The organism is Pseudomonas brassicacearum, assembly GCF_003732265.1.
In the GTDB taxonomy this organism is placed as follows: Bacteria; Pseudomonadota; Gammaproteobacteria; order Pseudomonadales; family Pseudomonadaceae; genus Aquipseudomonas; species Aquipseudomonas brassicacearum_D.
In genome coordinates this window covers 418,497-433,914 of the sequence record NZ_MOBK01000002.1, presented here as the reverse complement: position 1 = coordinate 433,914, position 15,418 = coordinate 418,497, and the positions used below count along the sequence as shown (strand labels likewise).

Here is a 15,418-nt window from a genome sequence, read left to right as displayed (position 1 = left end):
TCAGTCAAATCTTCCCAGCAGGTTTTGCGACTGCTTCGCAGCCGAACGGGGGCAAGCCCCCTCGCCACAGATAAGGCCACTCACCACAGAGGATTGGTGGGGCTTTGAGGCTCAGTAATCCTGACGCTTGCGAAACGCCCAGCGCCCGGCCAGCACGGTAAACGTCGCGACCAGTGCCACCAGAATCCAGAACCCCTCCGGGTCTCCCGACAGAGGAATGCCGCCGACGTTCATGCCAAAGAAACCGGCAATGATGTTGATCGGCAACGCCAGCACCGTCACCACGGTCAACGTAAACAGCGTGCGGTTGCTCTGTTCATTGAGGTTGGCAGCGATTTCTTCCTGCAACAGCTTGATCCGCTCACCCAGCGCCGTGAGGTCGTTGATGATCAGCGCAAACTCCTCGGTGGACTTGCGCAGTTCCTTGACGTCCTCCTTCTGCAGCCATTGCGGCGGCCGATTGAGCAAACGCAGCAACGACCCCGGTTCCAGCGCCAACAGGCGTTGCAGACGCACCAGCACCCGGCGGTTGGCGCCCAGTTCGGCGCGGTTGGTCGACAGCCGCGACGACAACAATTCATCTTCGATCTGATCGACACTCAGGCTGGTCTTGCGCACGATTTGCGTCAGCACCTCGCCCTGATCGCGCAGCAAGTGCACGAGCAATTCCAGCGGCGAACGAAAACATTCACCGGCCTTCACCGAGGAACGCAGCTTGTCCACCGAGTGCAGCGGTTGCAGGCGCGCGCTGATGATCAGCCGACTGCGGGCGCACACCCACAGCGTCGAGACATCCGAAGAAACCATGCTGCTGAGGTTGAACACCACATCGTTGACCACCGCCAACAAGGCCGAATCCACATGCTCGATGCGCGTCGAACGCGAACCTTCGTGCAGCGCTTCGAAAAACTCGTCCGGCAACTCCAGATGGCTTTTCATCCAGCGCTCGCACGCGGCGTGCGCCAGGTTCAGGTGCAGCCAGAGGAACTCTTCGCTGTCGTCGGGTTGTTGCAGGCATTGCAGCGCCTTGGCCGAATCGATCTCCCGACCACGCTCACCGGGGCGAAAACTGAACCCGTAGAGCAGGCCGAACAGATCGGTGTCGCGATGGCTTTGGTCGATGCTGTGGTTCATGAGTGCTCGCAAGGAAGGCGCCTGTCGCGGGTTTTACAGGTTCACTTGAGCCGCATCATCGCAAGGATATTTGACAGTTATGTGACGGTTCGATGAAGGCTAAATAGTGGCGCTACCGACGGTCGGATTGGATTAAAGAACCGCTCTGGCACGCCGATCTCGCTTACGTTAACGTGCGCGCCTTTGGCCACGAGCCAAGGTCGCAGACAGGGATGTCCGGACACCTTTCACGCCATGTCACGGCGTGTCTCACCCCTGTCATGAGTATCACTCGATGCTGCAAAAATCCCTGAGAGCACAAATCCTCGCCTTGTTGAGCGGCAGCCTGCTGGCGATGTTGCTGATCGCTTTGGCTTGCTTTCACTTTCTGTCCAGCGGTGTTCAGAGCTACGCGAACCTGATCGATGGCCCGCTGCACACGTCCCAGTTGATCGATGAAGCCAACCTGCAATTCAAGGTGCAGGTTCAGGAATGGAAAAACGTCCTGCTGCGCGGCAAGCAACCGGCGGACCTGGACAAATACTGGAAGCAATTCGAAGACCGTCAGCGCGATGTGCAAAGCATCCTCGGTGAACTGGCCGGGCAGAAGGGCATCGAGCCGCAACTCAAGACCCGCATCGAACGCCTGCGTGATGAACACCGCTTGCTCGGTGCCGCCTACCAGAAGGGCCGCGATGCCTACGTTGCTGCGGGTGCCGACCCGACTGCTGGCGACACCGCCGTCAAAGGCGTGGACCGCGCGGCCAGCGATCAGATGAGCGAATTGGTCGCCGAACTGCGCAAGCAGGGCGCGGAGCAATCGAAGCTGATCAGTGCCGACGCTGACCGCACCGTGTTGCTGGGGATCATCGTGATGCTCGCCTCGGGCTTGTTGATCGGGCTGTTGAGCCTGTGGCTGGTCAACCGCAACCTGGTCGAGCCGATTCGCAAACTGATCGAATACGTCGCGCAACTCAGCCAGGGCAAATTCGCCGACCGCGTGGCCAGCACCCGTCAGGATGAGCTGGGCAAACTGGCGGTCGCCGCCAATACCTTGCGCGACTTCCTCGCCGAAACCTTCAGCCATTTGCAGCGCAGTGCCAAGGACCTGGACAGCGCCAGCGGCGAACTGAACTCCATTGCCACGCTGATGGCGGGTGGCACCAACGAGCAGTTCAACCGCACCGATCAGGTGGCCACGGCGATGAACGAAATGTCCGCCACCGCGCAAGAAGTTGCGCGCCACGCCGCAGACGCCGCACGTGCTGCCGACGACGCGGATCAGTCCGCGCAGCAGGGCGAAAAAGTCATGCAGGGCACCATCCACACCATCACCCAGATGCGCGGAGAGATCGCCAACACCGCCACGGTCATTCGTCAGCTGGAAACCGACAGCGGCCGCATCGGCAAGGTGCTGGAAGTGATTCGCGGGATCGCCGAACAGACCAACCTGCTGGCGCTCAACGCGGCCATCGAAGCGGCCCGTGCCGGTGAAGCCGGGCGCGGTTTTGCGGTGGTGGCCGATGAAGTGCGCAGCCTGGCCCAGCGCACGGCGGCGTCGATCATCGAGATCAACCAGATCATCCAGACCGTGCAAACCGGCGCGGTGGACGCGGCGCAGGCGATTGAAAGCGGGCAGTCACGCAGTGAAGAAAGCGTGCAGCAAGTGACCGAGGCCGGCGCCATGCTGGAGCGGATTACCCAGGCCGTCGAAGCGATTCGCGACATGAACCGCCAGATCGCCACGGCTGCCGAAGAGCAGACTTCGGTCGCCGAGGACATCTCGCGCAACCTCACCGAGATCACCAGCATCGCCAGTACCAATCTGGACAACGTGCAACGCACCGAAGCGGCAAGCCACAACCTGCACGGCTTGTCGTCGCAGTTGAATGACGTGACGGCGCGTTTGAGCGCGTAAGGCCGACGGCTGTGTACCGGCTCGCTTACCGAGTCGGTACACAGTCGATCTCAAGTGCGGCCGGGCCATGTCGATGAGGGAGATACCCAACACCCACAGTGGATAAATCCCATGGTCAGCATCACCTCGGTCTCGATCAACCAGCCCCTCACCCCCTCCACCAGCAAAACCGCGATCAGCGATCCCGCCGCCGACACCTCCGTCACCACCACCAGCGCTACGCCTTCCGACGACTCCAAAGTGGCCGCCGGCGGCGCTCCGGCGTCGAGCGACAGCAGTTCCAGCAGCAGTGAAGAATCCGATGCGGTGAAAACCTTGCGCAAGCAAATCGCCGAGCTGCAAAAGCAGATGCAGGAACAACAGCAACAGCTGCAAGCGGCGCAGGCGAAACAGGAAGATGCGGATGCGAAAGCGGCCGACGTAGCTGCCGCTCAGTCGCAGATTGCGACCACGGCGGGTTCGTTGCAGACGGCGACGGCGGCGTTGTTGCAGGCGTTGCAGGAAACTGATTCGAGCACGTCGGGTTCGCTGGTCAATACCAGCGCTTAAGCCTGTACCGGGATGTAGCTTTCGAACTGATAAATACCAGGTGTGTTGGCGCGATCTGAATTCGAAATGCAAAAAAGCCGCACGATTTGTATATCGTGCGGCTTTTCAGAGGGGATTACTTGTCTTGTTTGTTGCTCAGTACTTTGCCTGTGGCGGCATCGAAATCGACGTCCCATTCCACACCTTCGGCGGTACGCAGTTCCACTTCGTATTCGTAGCCGTTGAAGTGGTTGTCCAGGTCCGTGTCGGTGATGGTCGCGCCCGGATGCAGTTTCAGCGCTGCCTGGTTCATTTCTTCCAGTGGCTTGATCTTGCCGCTCTTGACCAGTTCAGGGATCTGATCGACGCGTACGTCAGCCTGGGCCAGGCCAGCGGTGAGGGTCAGGGCAGCGGCGGTGAACAGGGCAGTCAACGTTTTCATAAAGTTCTTTCCTTGGGTTGTTCTGTTTAAGTGGCGCCAGATTAACCAGGGCATCTTAATTCACCCTTAATTCCAGAAAGCCACCACCCACAAGTGCTGCACAAATGCTGTGGGAGCGTGGCTTGCCCGCGATAGCCGCACCGCGGTCCCGAATCAATACCCGTTATTCTGCAGCAACTGCGCAACCGTCCCCGCCGCCGGCCGCTTATAGAACTTCAACAACTCACTGGCCCGGTTAGTAAAGACCCCATCCACCCCGGCATCCGTCACCTTCTGGTAATCCACCGCATCATCAATGGTGTACACGTGTACCAACAAACCCTGATCGTGGGTGAACTGGTTCATCCACGGCTGCACCAGGTCCGAATAGCTTTGATCGCCACCCTGGGTCAGCGCGGCGGAAGGGCCGGTGCCGATGGCGCCCTGGGCCTTGGCGTACTCGACCCATTGCTGGAATTCGGCTTTGTCTTTCGGTTCCTGTTTGGCGTAGTAAGTGGCTTTGTCCTTGTCGCCGGATTCGGCGAACGTCACCTTGGATTTCGGCTCGATGCTGCCTTCGCCGACCCACAGCAGAAGGATTTTCGGCACTTTCGGCATTTCTTTTTCCAGCAGTTCAAGGCTGCTCTTCTCGAAGGTTTGCAGCACCACCTTGCCTTTGCCCTGGCCAACCGCCAGATCACTTTTCGCCAGTTTCGAACCGGCCGGGCTCAGCCAGCCACGGTCCTGCAACTTGTCCTTGAGGTCGCTCTCGATCCCGGGGAATTGCTTCGGTTCCTTGGTCTCGATGTACAAGCCCGGCTTGTGCAGCGGGTTGCCCTGGGCGATGTCGATGATCTCGTCCAGGGTCAGGATTTTCAGCCCGGCGTAGGACGGACGCGCGCGTTCCGGGTAAGCCGTGTTGAACCAGCTGCCAGCGTCGAGGGTTTTCAGTTCGGCCATGGTGAACGCGTTGGCCGGGCTGTCCTTGCGATCAGGGAACCGGGTGGCGACGTCGGTAGTGCGTTGCAGGTTGTTGTCGTGCAGGGCAAACAGCACGCCGTCCTTGCTGCGTTGCAGGTCCATCTCCAGGTAATCGGCGCCCAGGTCACGGGCCAGTTTGTAGGCGGCCGCGGTGGACTCGGGTGCATCGAACGACGCGCCGCGGTGGGCGATTACCGCCGGGTGCGGAATGCCCAAACGGCTGGCCAGAGCGGTCGGGCCGGGCTCGCTGGCAGCCTGTGCCTGGCCGAGGCCGAGCATCAGACTCAGCAGCAGGGCGCTTTTGGTGAAGGTAACCGGCATGTCGAGATCCTTTCGCAGAGAGATTTTCAAAGACGTCTCTTTTAACAACTGAGCGCCGCTCGCGCTATCGCCAGACCGACATAAACGTGTTTAAAGGCTATTTTTTCAGCGCAGGTGTGCGCTGCTTTGCAGTACTCTTGGCCACGGCAGTTTCCCCGGCAGAGGGAAACCCGCGTCGTTTTCCTTGCGTGTAAACCATCGATCACCGGTCGTTAACGACCTTTTTGTGAGGTTTATATGCGCATCACTTCCGAACTCATCTGCCAGGCCGCCGACCAACTCAACGGCTTCGTCGGCCTCAATCGCAAGACCGGCCATTACATCGTTCGATTCAGCGAAGACGCGTTCGGCATGGACGTGGCCGATGACGGCATTATTCCGGTGAGCGAGTTTGTCTGGGCGCCTGGGCCGGGGCAGGTCATGACGCTCAAGCGTGAGTTGATTCAGTTGCTGCTGGATCAGAATATTGATGACCGGATCAACATTACCGAGCCGTTGCGGGTGTATATGCAGCGGCGGGAAGTGCCGGAGATTGCGGCGGTGCGGAGTCTTGTGCCGAGTTGAGATTTGCGGCGACGGTGCTGGCCTCTTCGCGAGCAAGCCCGCTCCCACACTTGATCTATGTTGCACCGCAGATCAAATGTGGGAGCGGGCTTGCTCGCGAAGGCGGCTTAAAGGACAGCGCAATTTCAGAGCTGAAACCGATAATCCCGCTCAACCCTGCACACCCGCGTCTGACACGCCGCATACCAGGTCGAGCGCCCGCGCTCACGAATCTCACTGTGCTCGGGATGATGTTTCCACGCCAGAATCGCCGCTTCACTGGCCCAATACGAAACCGTAATCCCGAGCCCATCCTCCCCTCGAGCCGACTCCACACCCAGAAACCCCGGCTGCTCACGGGCCAGCTCCACCATGCGTTTAGCCGCCTCAGCGTAACCCTGATCACCTTCAGTGCGCCGGGAGGTGAAAATCACCGCGTAGTAAGGTGTCGTCGCGGTCATGGTTTCTGCCTCACACAAGCCTTGATGAAAGCGCGGACCAGCGGCGGCAGAACACCCTTGAGCGCCGCACGTTCCGGCTGGAACAGCGTGGCGACAAAGAACGGATGCCCTGTGAGCTCAACGGCGCGCAAATCCCCCTGCGAATCATGGCCAACGGCGTGTAGCTGTTGGGTCAACAACTCACGCTCGAATTCAGGATTCACACCGAAGCGGCAGCGATAGCCTTCGCGTATCTCAGCCGTTTCATACGCGTTGGCGATCAACGAACCTTCAACCAGATGAATGCTGTCCACCGCTTCCACCAGCGAACAGGTCAGTGGCGTCAGAAGCGCCCGCGCGGCATCAGGATGTGTTTCACCATGTTCGGCATCTTCCCAGCCCAACACATGGCGGGCGTACTCCAAAACCGCATGTTGGAACCCGCCACAGGTGCCGAGGAACGGTCGCTGCTGCTCCCGGGCAAACCGGATCGCCCGCAACGCCCCGTCCATGTCGCGGTAAGGACTACCGGGCACGCACCAGAAACCATCGAAATCTTGCAGCGTTGTGTCGGCGTTGATCTGGTCAGTGGCCAACCACTGGAATTGCACGTTCAGCTTCAGCTGTTCGGCGGCCATGCCAAGGGCGACGGGAATGGCTTGGTGGGCGGTGATTTGAGGATCGTGGTCACCGATCAGGGCGATGCGGATTAAGGGGGTTTCCATGAGTGCTCTCTCGGCTTGTTGATTCCTGAGACCCACTATAGATTGGCGTTCACGCACTCAATATTGGCGTTATCCCAAGTGATCAATGCAGCGACGCACTATCGACTGGACTATCCCGACCTGGCCCTGATCCTCGCCCTGGTGCGCGGCGGCTCTCTGGCTCGGGCCTCGAACCTGCTGAAAGTCGACGTTTCAACGGTGTTTCGCGCCGTCCGCCGACTGGAAGCGGCACTGGGTCAACAACTGTTCGAAAAGAGCCGCGCCGGGTATTTGCCAACCACGCTCGCACAAACCCTGGCCGAGCAGGCCGAGCGCGCAGAACAAGCACTGGACGCGGCGCGAATTGGTGTGGAACAGGGCGGGGAAGTCATCAGCGGCACCGTGCGCCTGACGTGCACCGATTCGGTTCTGCAAGGTTTGCTGTTGCCGGCGCTGGCGCAGTTCATGCCGTCCTACCCGGCGTTAACCATTGAGTTGAGCACCTCCAACGACTTCGCCAACCTCAGTCGACGCGATGCTGACATCGCTTTGCGCCTGACGCGTACACCACCCGAGCATTTGGTTGGTCGACGTCTGGCGGATATTTCCTACCGGGTGTGTGCCAGTCAGCGGTACCTGAAGTCTGTCGACCCTGAAGACCTGGCTTCGCTGACCTGGATCGCGCCCGACGATTTCCTGCCTGACCATCCCACCGTTGCCTGGCGGCGACAGCACTTGCCGGGCGTCACGCCGGCGTATCGTTGCAACAGCATGTTGTCGGTGACTGAGCTGGTGCGGGCCGGGTTAGGGGTGGCGGCATTGCCGGACTTTTTGATCGGCGACACCTTGCAGTCGCTGACCGGTCCCCTGCACGGTTATGACACCGCGCTCTGGTTGCTGACCCGCCCGGACTGCCGCGCATTGCGCTCGGTGGTGACGCTGTTTGATGAGTTGGGGCGGGCGCTTCGATTGCCTTGAGCGCGGGTTAAACCTTGGGCGGCTCTTTGCGCACGAAGTGCTGATGCATTTCCGAGGTCAGGTTTTCGATGCGTTCGGTGAGGGTCTTGGTCATCTCGGTGAGCCGGGTATTTTGCTCAAGCAACTCCATCAGTTGCGCGGTGTTCTGCGCGGCCTGGGCCTGGCGTTCGCTGTTGGCCACAGCGATGGCCTCACGGTGTTGCGCATCGGCGTCGGACTGCGCCTTGTCGCGCGCCGCCTGACGGGTCTGGGCCAACAGAATCAGTGGGGCGGCGTAAGCCGCTTGCAGGCTGAACGCCAGGTTGAGCAGGATGAACGGGTAGACGTCGAAATGGGTCACGCCAAAGATATTGAGGCATATCCACACCGCCACGATCAGCGTCTGCGCCCCGAGAAAGGTCGGCGTGCCAAAGAACCGCGCGAAGGCTTCGGCGCGCAGGGCAAATTTGTCATTGCCGAAAGTAGGCGCGAGGTGGGCGTGAGCGCGATGGAAGCGTAAATGATCGACGACTGGTTTTTTATTAGCGGTTGGGGTGGTCATGATGCTCTCTGCATGGCGCTGGGACTGACGCTCACTATAGCCCCCGTGCCAGTTTCAATCTGAAACACATTGCGCAGATATATTGAGCATCGACCCGTGCAGGGGAAGGGCGGGACCGTGTCATTTTTCGCAGACCTGATAACAGGCCAGGAACATGTCCAGCGCCGACTCCACCACGGTGGTCTGCATCTCCGCTGACAGCCCCGGCAATCCCATGGAAATCTGTGGCCAGAACGCAAAGGATTTGAGCATGCCCTGAATCTGTTGGGCGGCAAACGCAGGATCGACCGGTTTTAATCGACCATCGGCCTGCGCTGTGCGAATCCACACGGTCAGGTCTTCTTCACGCTCGCCCATTCTGGCGACCATGTTTTGCGCGCGTTCCGGCGAATGGATCGTGGCGGCGATGGCCACCCGCGCCAGGTCGAGAAAATTGTCATCGCCGAGCATGTGCATTTTTGCCTGCAACATCACGCGCATCTGGTCGCGCAAGGGCAGGTCAGGGCGGTAGGCCGTTTCCTGATCTGACAGTACCCGAGCCCACAATTGATTGAGGATTTCGGCAAACAACTCTTCCTTGCTCGGGAAGTGGTTGTACACCGTGCGCTTCGACACGCCGGCAGTGGCAGCAATCTTGTCCATGCTGGTGATGTCGAAACCGTTGGCACGGAACTCGACAATCGCCGCCTGGATAATGGCTGCGCGTTTTCGGTCGGTCAGGCGCTGTGGAGCTGTCATAAGTACGCTTCGGCAGGAGGCAAAGGAAAGTTACACTCGGTAGTTTACTTGTCATCAGCTTTGATGCAACCTAGAAACTACACTGTGCAGTGTAACGTTTTGTTAATCCTGCCCAGCGAAAAATAGATCTCCGGCTGATGCGTGCGTGCTTTGGCCATTTATCGTCCCACCGTGAAGAACTGCAATCTTGCGGTTTTTCTGGAGTCACTCAGTCATGGCCACTTCTACTTCCGCTGCGGATAACGCCCCTACGCCTGAAGCTTCCCATCAGACAGAAGGGCGCTTTCAAAACCATGTGCCCGTGCAACGCGAAGGTGTTCACAAAATGCTGCGCATCATGTGGAACATGATCTTCCACAAACCGCGCAACACCCGCCCGGCAGCCTCAGTGCCGGTACAAACCCTGACCCAGGCGGCGTTGATCGCAGCGCCCAACCACAGCGTCTACCGCCTCGGCCACTCCACCGTGCTGCTGAAACTGCGGGACAAATTCTGGATCACCGACCCGGTCTTCGCCGAGCGCGCTTCACCCGTGCAATGGGCCGGCCCCAAGCGCTTCCACCAACCACCGATCAGCCTGGAAGAATTGCCACCGATTGAAGCGGTGATCCTGTCCCATGACCACTACGACCACCTCGATTATCACGCGGTGCTCAAACTGGCGGACAAGGCCAACTACTTCCTCACCCCGCTGGGCGTCGGCGACACGCTGATCAAGTGGGGCGTCGATGCCAGCAAAGTGCGCCAACTCGATTGGTGGCAGGGCACCGAGGTGGACGGCATCCAGTTCATCGCTACCCCATCGCAACACTTTTCCGGGCGCGGGTTGTTCGACGGCAACAGCACGCTCTGGGCCTCATGGGTGATGATCGACGGCGACACGCGGGTCTTCTTCAGCGGCGACAGTGGCTACTTCGATGGCTTCAAACGCATCGGTGAACAGTACGGTCCGTTTGACCTGACGCTGATGGAAACCGGCGCCTACAACGTTGAATGGCCGCACATTCACATGCAGCCGGAAGAAACCCTGCAAGCGCACATCGACCTCAAAGGACGTTGGTTACTGCCGATTCACAACGGCACCTTCGACTTGTCGATGCACGCCTGGTTCGAGCCCTTCGACCGCATCCTGGCGTTGGCCTGGGAGCGCAATGTGTCGATCACCACGCCGCAGATGGGCGAGGCGTTTAACGTGAAGTATCCGCAACGCGGGAGTGCGTGGTGGCTCGGGATGGAAAGTGAATGCGATCAGGTCACAGTGCAGAACGCTTGATGATTGACTGCCGGGCCGAAGGAAGCGGCCCGGGTTCCACATCCAGACTAGCTCCGCGCATCGAGTAGCGGGTTCAGATATTCCGAGATCTTCGCCACGGTCAAATCGCGAAATTTCCCACGGAGCATGTCATTCAACTCCTCCTCGGACAGTCCGAGCTTTTGCGCCGCCTCAGTCCTGTTCAATCGACCGGTTTCGAGCAGTATCCCGATCTTCATTACGTACTCAGACTTGGCTCGCATTTCCCCTGCATCAGGATAACCGAGCGCTTCATAAACGCCGTTGTCACTTCCGTCGACATCCATCATCCGCTGACCCCTCACTCAACCATCGCATAATCCGCCCGCCCGACCGGGTTCGGCGTAGACCCTTTCACATTCATCCCCCGCCCCGGCGCAAACCCGGGGAAAAACACCAACCCTTGCGCCTCAAAGCAATACGCCAACGCCAGTCGGGTGACATCCAGCACATCGCGCCGGGCCTCAAACCGCTCGATGGCCTCTACCGAAACCGCGGATTCCCGAGCCAGCTCATCAACACTCCAACCCAGCATCGCTCGGGCCTGGGCGCAGTGGGCCGGGGTGAATTGGAAGAGGGCGATACGTTCCAGGGTGATTTTCATCGCATGAGAGGCCATGGTGTTCTCCGGGCTCGAGAGTGCTGATTTAAAATGTACTGTGTTTTTGTACAGTTGTTTTGCGCCCGGATCAAACTCATTTTTTGATTTGTGCTATTTCGAGGCTTCCATCCAGACGGACGGTGGCTGCCCCAGTACGCGACGAAACATGGTCGAGAACGCCGCCGGGCTGTCATAACCGAAATCCAGCGCGATGCGCGTGACCGAGGTTCCCGACGCCAACCGCGCCAGGGCCAGCACCACGCAGGCTCGCTGTCGCCATTGGCTGAAACTCAGGTCGGTCTGTTGTCGGAACAATCGATTAAACGTCCGCAGGCTGATATGCAATTGATCGGCCCATTGCTGCGGCGACTGGTGAACATTCGGTTGCCGCAGAAACGCCTGACACAACCCCAGCAACCGCGCATCGACAGGCAGCGGAATGTGCAACGGCAGGTGAGTGCTGCGCGCCAGTTCGTGTACCAGCAAGTCGATCAATGCACCGTCACGCCCGGCCTCGTCATACACCAGCGGGATCGCCACCGCCTCCATCAACAAATGCCGCATCAACGGCGACACACTGATCACCTGGCAACGATCCCCCAGATCAACCGCCGCCGGTTCGATATACAAACTTCGCGTACTCACCCCAAGCATCAGCACCTCATGCGCCATCCCCGGCGGAATCCACACCGCCCGCTGTGGCGGCACCACCCAATTGCCGTCATGCGTGCTGACCTGCATCACCCCGGTGGCGCCATACAACAACTGCGCCCGCCGGTGTGTATGACGAGGCAACAAATAGCCGTAGGAATAATCCGTGCCGATCGCCACCACCGGGCGAGGCGTGTCATCCAGCAGATCAATAGAAACATTGCGCATCGAGCGGCTTCCAGCAGTTGGCGTAAACGCAAACATTATTGGCTAACTTGCTGAAGCAGGCCAAGGCGCATCGCTCTATCGTCGACCGCTCCCCATCAACGGACGCCTCGCCATGTTCTATCTCCTGCTGACACTCTTCGGCTGCATGACCGGCATCACGGCAGTGCTGTTCGGCTTCGGCGGCGGCTTCGTCGTCGTGCCATTGCTCTACCGCATGCTCACCGCCAGCCATGGCGCCGACGACCCCGTAGGGCAATCGGCGATGCACATTGCCGTGGCGACTTCGACCTGCGTGATGATCGTCAACGCACTCGTCGCCACTGGCAAACATCAGCGCGCCGGTAACCTCATTCGCCATTACCTGTGGCCATTGGGCGGGTTTATTGGTTTGGGCGCGGTGGTTGGCGCGGTCGCCGCGATGTGGGTCAGTGGCGAGGTGATTCGTTATGCGTTCATCGCGTACTTGGGCGTGACCATTGTGGATTGCTTGGTTAGACGCGGATTTCTTACACGCACCGATAACGCCATCCCACGACGATTGAGGAGGGCAGAAGTGTCTGGCGGCGGCGTAGGCATTGGCGTTATCGCGACGTTTCTCGGCGTGGGCGGCAGCGTCATGACCGTGCCATTGTTGCGACGCTGTGGGTTGAGCATGAGTCAGGCGACGTCCATGGCCAATCCGTTGAGCCTGCCGGTCGCGGTGGCTGGCACGGTGACTTACATGGCCATGGCGGGATTCAGCGAGTTTGACTTGGGGTCGTGGTTTATCGGCTATGTGGATCTGCTGGCGTTTGCGGTTTTGACGATGGGATCGTTGCTGGGGATTTGGCTCGCTACGCCTTGGATCGGGCGAATACCGGACCGAACACATGTGCGGGTCTATATCGGTTTGCTGGTGCTGGTGATGATGAGCCTGTGCCTGAGTTGATTGCTGGCGACGTAGCTTTTCATCGATTCTCGGACGATGCTTCGCCATAATCCGCGGCTCTTTACCGCGAGCAGGCGCTCGTTTCATTCAAGGATGATGTGATGTTCCAAGGACTGTTTCGTCTGACCGGCGTTGTCATGCTGGCGTGCACAACGTTTTCTACCGCGCTGTGGGCTGAAAGCGGTGCTCGGGTCTACACCGGCACCGTGGGCAAAACCCCGATTGTGCTGGAGGTGAGCGCCAACGGCAGTGAGGGCCGCTACTTCTACCAAAAGTACCGCGGCGATCTGGTGCTCAACGGCAAAAAAGAAGGCGAAACCCTGATACTCGACGAGGGCAACCCGCCTGACGATGAGGGTAAGCCTCTCCCGCAATTTCGCTTACAGCCCAAGTCCGATGGTTGGTCTGGCGAGTGGATCAGCTCACAAGGCAAAGTCCTCAAGGTCGAGTTGCTGCAAGCCATACTTCCGCCGGTGTCCGCCGATTCGTTGCCCTATCTCGTCAGACTCCATGACAAAGCGCCGTACGAATTCCTACGTCTGCAAGGCCTGAAGCTCAAACAAGGACGGACCGAAACCTTCATGGGTTACACGCTGCAATGGTGGAGCGAGCCGCAGACAAAAACAGAAGGGTTTGAAGTGGTGTCGGGGTACACCGCTGAGGCGCGACAGCGCATCAATCAGCAGTTGATGGCGCGGTTGTGGCAGGGCGTGGTGAGTCATTTCGGGTGCTACGTCGATGGCCAAGAGAGTTACTACAATCAGACGATGCAGCCGTCGTGGATGACGGCCTCCGTAATGAGCGCAACGCTCTCATTCGAGTACTACTGCGGTGGTGCTTACCCGGATCAGTACAATCAGGCGCTCAATCTTGATACCAGCACCGGCAACGCCCTGACGCTTGATGACGTGCTGTGGGTGGGGCAGGGCAAGCCAATGCATTTCGAGCAATCCTACGACTACGATGAACCTTCATCCGAGTCTTCCGATGCCTATTTCGACTACCGCTCCAAGGAGTTGGCGCCTTGGCTAGTAGCGCAATTGCTTAAGCTCTATCCCACTGAAATGACGACAACGCCAGAGGGGGAGAACGACTGCGGCTACAACGATGATTACCCTTGGCACTATCCAGATTGGTACTTAACCGAAAAAGGCATCCGGTTAGAGCCTTCCTTCCCTCACGTGGCTGCCGTGTGCCGAAACATAGGCTGGAGCGTTCTGCCCTACAACCTCGTCAAACAACACCCCGGCGGTGTAGCACTGCAACTGCCCTGAGGCTGCAAACAGCCATTTACCCAAGGATGATTTGATGTTCAAAGGATTGTGTCGTTTGACCGGCGTTGTCGTGCTGGTGTGCTCAACGGTTTCTACTGCGCTGGGGGCCGACAGTGGCAAACAGGTTTACACCGGAACGTTAGGCAATTCACCGATTGTGTTCGAGGTGAACTCCGATAATGGCAAGGGCGTGAGCGGGCGCTACTTCTACCAGAAGTACCGCAAGGACTTAATACTCAGTGGCGAAAAGGACGGTGAGGCGCTGAAGTTTGAGGAGGGCAACGACCGCGATCGCGAGGGTAAACCGCGCCCGAACATTCGTCTTCAGCCCACGCCCAACGGCTTGTCCGGGGAATGGACCAGCCCCCAAGGCAAAGTCCTGAAGATAGAACTGCTGCGAGCCAAACTACCACCGGTTCCTGCTGGTACTTTGCCTTATCTCGCTACGCTCCATGACGTGGCGCCTTATGAATACTTGCGCCTGCAAGGTATGAAACTCAAACAAGGCAAAACCGAAAACTTCATGGGCTACACACTGCAATGGTGGCGCGAGCCGCAATCCGGGATGTCGCTGTTTGAAGTGGTTTCGGGTTACACCGCCGAAGAACTTCAACGCATCAATCATCAGTTGATGGGGCGTTTGTGGCAGCAAGTCGTCAGCTTTCACGATTGCCTCACCCAGCCCGGCACGTACGTCTACAGCCAAACGGCCGTTCCGTTGTGGATGTCACCCTCGGTGATTAGCGTGAACATCATGGCCGAGGACAACTGTGGTGGGTCTTACTCGGATGAGAGGGACATGCCGTTCAATCTCGATACCAAGACCGGCAAGACCCTGGTGCTGGAAGATGTGCTTTGGATAGGACTGGGCGAACCGCAGCATTACGAACTAAGCCAGCTCGACGACAAGGCATCCTATGATGCTTATCGCGTCTATTCCGAATACCGCACCAAAGAACTGGCACCGTGGCTGGTAGGTCAATTGCGTTCGCTCTATCCCGAGGAAGTCACCACTACGACTGACCGCAATGATGGCTGCGTCTACGGTGAAGAACAGTCGTGGATCTTCCCCTCCTGGTACTTCACCGACCAAGGCATCAAGTTGCTGCCTTCCTTTGCTCACAACGAAGCCATGTGTCGAAGCGTGGAATGGAGTGTCCTGCCGTACAACCTGATCAAACAACACCCCGGTCACGTAGCATTGAAGTTGCCCTGACAC

General features: G+C 58.8%; 18 protein-coding genes. 8 read left to right on the top strand and 10 right to left on the bottom strand.

Going from position 1 to position 15,418, the window contains the following annotated elements:
• Nucleotides 1-111: 111 nt before the first annotated feature.
• Nucleotides 112-1,134, bottom strand: a complete 1,023-nt coding sequence (locus BK660_RS08185) for a transporter (RefSeq protein WP_123432883.1) — start codon at nucleotides 1,132-1,134, stop codon at nucleotides 112-114.
• Nucleotides 1,135-1,408: 274 nt separating this feature from the next.
• Between BK660_RS08185 and BK660_RS08180 the strand changes: the two genes are divergently transcribed.
• Together BK660_RS08180 and BK660_RS08175 are read left to right on the top strand one after the other, a co-directional pair.
• Nucleotides 1,409-3,031, top strand: a complete 1,623-nt coding sequence (locus tag BK660_RS08180; RefSeq protein WP_123432882.1) for a methyl-accepting chemotaxis protein — start codon at nucleotides 1,409-1,411, stop codon at nucleotides 3,029-3,031.
• Between the two features lie 111 nt (nucleotides 3,032-3,142).
• Nucleotides 3,143-3,580 (top strand): hypothetical protein, encoded by a 438-nt coding sequence (locus BK660_RS08175; RefSeq protein WP_123432881.1) that lies wholly within the window; start codon nucleotides 3,143-3,145, stop codon nucleotides 3,578-3,580.
• 115 nt (nucleotides 3,581-3,695) lie between these two features.
• On the opposite strand, the gene BK660_RS08170 is transcribed toward BK660_RS08175, so the two are convergent.
• Nucleotides 3,696-4,001: a PepSY domain-containing protein gene (locus BK660_RS08170; RefSeq protein WP_123432880.1), complete on the bottom strand. Its 306-nt coding sequence runs from the start codon at nucleotides 3,999-4,001 to the stop codon at nucleotides 3,696-3,698.
• A gap of 153 nt (nucleotides 4,002-4,154) precedes the next feature.
• Nucleotides 4,155-5,282 (bottom strand): glycerophosphodiester phosphodiesterase, encoded by a 1,128-nt coding sequence (locus tag BK660_RS08165; RefSeq protein ID WP_123432879.1) that lies wholly within the window; start codon nucleotides 5,280-5,282, stop codon nucleotides 4,155-4,157.
• Nucleotides 5,283-5,519: 237 nt separating this feature from the next.
• On the opposite strand from BK660_RS08165, the gene BK660_RS08160 reads away from it, so the two are divergent.
• The gene (locus BK660_RS08160; protein ID WP_123432878.1) at nucleotides 5,520-5,846 is read left to right on the top strand and encodes a DUF2025 family protein; all 327 of its coding nucleotides are present in this window, start codon (nucleotides 5,520-5,522) and stop codon (nucleotides 5,844-5,846) included.
• A 125-nt stretch (nucleotides 5,847-5,971) separates the two neighbouring features.
• On the opposite strand, the gene BK660_RS08155 is transcribed toward BK660_RS08160, so the two are convergent.
• Together BK660_RS08155 and BK660_RS08150 are read right to left on the bottom strand one after the other, a co-directional pair.
• Entirely contained in the window at nucleotides 5,972-6,286 is a 315-nt protein-coding gene (locus BK660_RS08155; protein ID WP_123432877.1) for an antibiotic biosynthesis monooxygenase family protein, read from the bottom strand.
• Entirely contained in the window at nucleotides 6,283-6,990 is a 708-nt protein-coding gene (locus BK660_RS08150) for a CTP synthase C-terminal region-related (seleno)protein (protein ID WP_123432876.1), read from the bottom strand. The genes BK660_RS08155 and BK660_RS08150 overlap by 4 nt, the downstream gene beginning before the upstream one ends.
• A gap of 15 nt (nucleotides 6,991-7,005) precedes the next feature.
• Here BK660_RS08150 and BK660_RS08145 point away from each other — a divergent pair, with 15 nt between their 5' ends.
• The gene (locus BK660_RS08145) at nucleotides 7,006-7,947 is read left to right on the top strand and encodes a LysR family transcriptional regulator (RefSeq protein ID WP_123432875.1); all 942 of its coding nucleotides are present in this window, start codon (nucleotides 7,006-7,008) and stop codon (nucleotides 7,945-7,947) included.
• 7 nt (nucleotides 7,948-7,954) lie between these two features.
• Here BK660_RS08145 and BK660_RS08140 read toward each other — a convergent pair whose 3' ends face one another.
• Together BK660_RS08140 and BK660_RS08135 are read right to left on the bottom strand one after the other, a co-directional pair.
• A complete protein-coding gene (locus BK660_RS08140) occupies nucleotides 7,955-8,488 on the bottom strand; it encodes a DUF1003 domain-containing protein (RefSeq protein WP_123432874.1) in 534 nt (177 codons plus the stop codon).
• Nucleotides 8,489-8,608: 120 nt separating this feature from the next.
• A complete protein-coding gene (locus BK660_RS08135; RefSeq protein WP_123432873.1) occupies nucleotides 8,609-9,226 on the bottom strand; it encodes a TetR/AcrR family transcriptional regulator in 618 nt (205 codons plus the stop codon).
• Between the two features lie 214 nt (nucleotides 9,227-9,440).
• Between BK660_RS08135 and BK660_RS08130 the strand changes: the two genes are divergently transcribed.
• Nucleotides 9,441-10,499 carry an MBL fold metallo-hydrolase gene (locus BK660_RS08130; RefSeq protein WP_123432872.1) on the top strand — a complete coding sequence of 353 codons (1,059 nt, stop codon included), beginning with the start codon at nucleotides 9,441-9,443 and terminating at the stop codon, nucleotides 10,497-10,499.
• A gap of 47 nt (nucleotides 10,500-10,546) precedes the next feature.
• Here BK660_RS08130 and BK660_RS08125 read toward each other — a convergent pair whose 3' ends face one another.
• From BK660_RS08125 to BK660_RS08115, 3 genes are all read right to left on the bottom strand, one after another.
• Nucleotides 10,547-10,807 (bottom strand): XRE family transcriptional regulator, encoded by a 261-nt coding sequence (locus BK660_RS08125; protein ID WP_123432871.1) that lies wholly within the window; start codon nucleotides 10,805-10,807, stop codon nucleotides 10,547-10,549.
• An 11-nt stretch (nucleotides 10,808-10,818) separates the two neighbouring features.
• A complete protein-coding gene (locus BK660_RS08120) occupies nucleotides 10,819-11,136 on the bottom strand; it encodes a helix-turn-helix domain-containing protein (RefSeq protein ID WP_077431414.1) in 318 nt (105 codons plus the stop codon).
• Between the two features lie 93 nt (nucleotides 11,137-11,229).
• The gene (locus BK660_RS08115; protein WP_123432870.1) at nucleotides 11,230-11,997 is read right to left on the bottom strand and encodes an AraC family transcriptional regulator; all 768 of its coding nucleotides are present in this window, start codon (nucleotides 11,995-11,997) and stop codon (nucleotides 11,230-11,232) included.
• 112 nt (nucleotides 11,998-12,109) lie between these two features.
• On the opposite strand from BK660_RS08115, the gene BK660_RS08110 reads away from it, so the two are divergent.
• The 3 genes from BK660_RS08110 to BK660_RS08100 all read left to right on the top strand — a co-directional run bounded on the left by BK660_RS08110 (nucleotide 12,110) and on the right by BK660_RS08100 (nucleotide 15,415).
• Nucleotides 12,110-12,925 (top strand): sulfite exporter TauE/SafE family protein, encoded by an 816-nt coding sequence (locus BK660_RS08110; protein ID WP_123432869.1) that lies wholly within the window; start codon nucleotides 12,110-12,112, stop codon nucleotides 12,923-12,925.
• Between the two features lie 101 nt (nucleotides 12,926-13,026).
• Nucleotides 13,027-14,199: a hypothetical protein gene (locus BK660_RS08105; protein WP_123432868.1), complete on the top strand. Its 1,173-nt coding sequence runs from the start codon at nucleotides 13,027-13,029 to the stop codon at nucleotides 14,197-14,199.
• Between the two features lie 34 nt (nucleotides 14,200-14,233).
• Nucleotides 14,234-15,415 carry a hypothetical protein gene (locus BK660_RS08100; protein ID WP_123432867.1) on the top strand — a complete coding sequence of 394 codons (1,182 nt, stop codon included), beginning with the start codon at nucleotides 14,234-14,236 and terminating at the stop codon, nucleotides 15,413-15,415.
• Nucleotides 15,416-15,418: the final 3 nt, after the last annotated feature.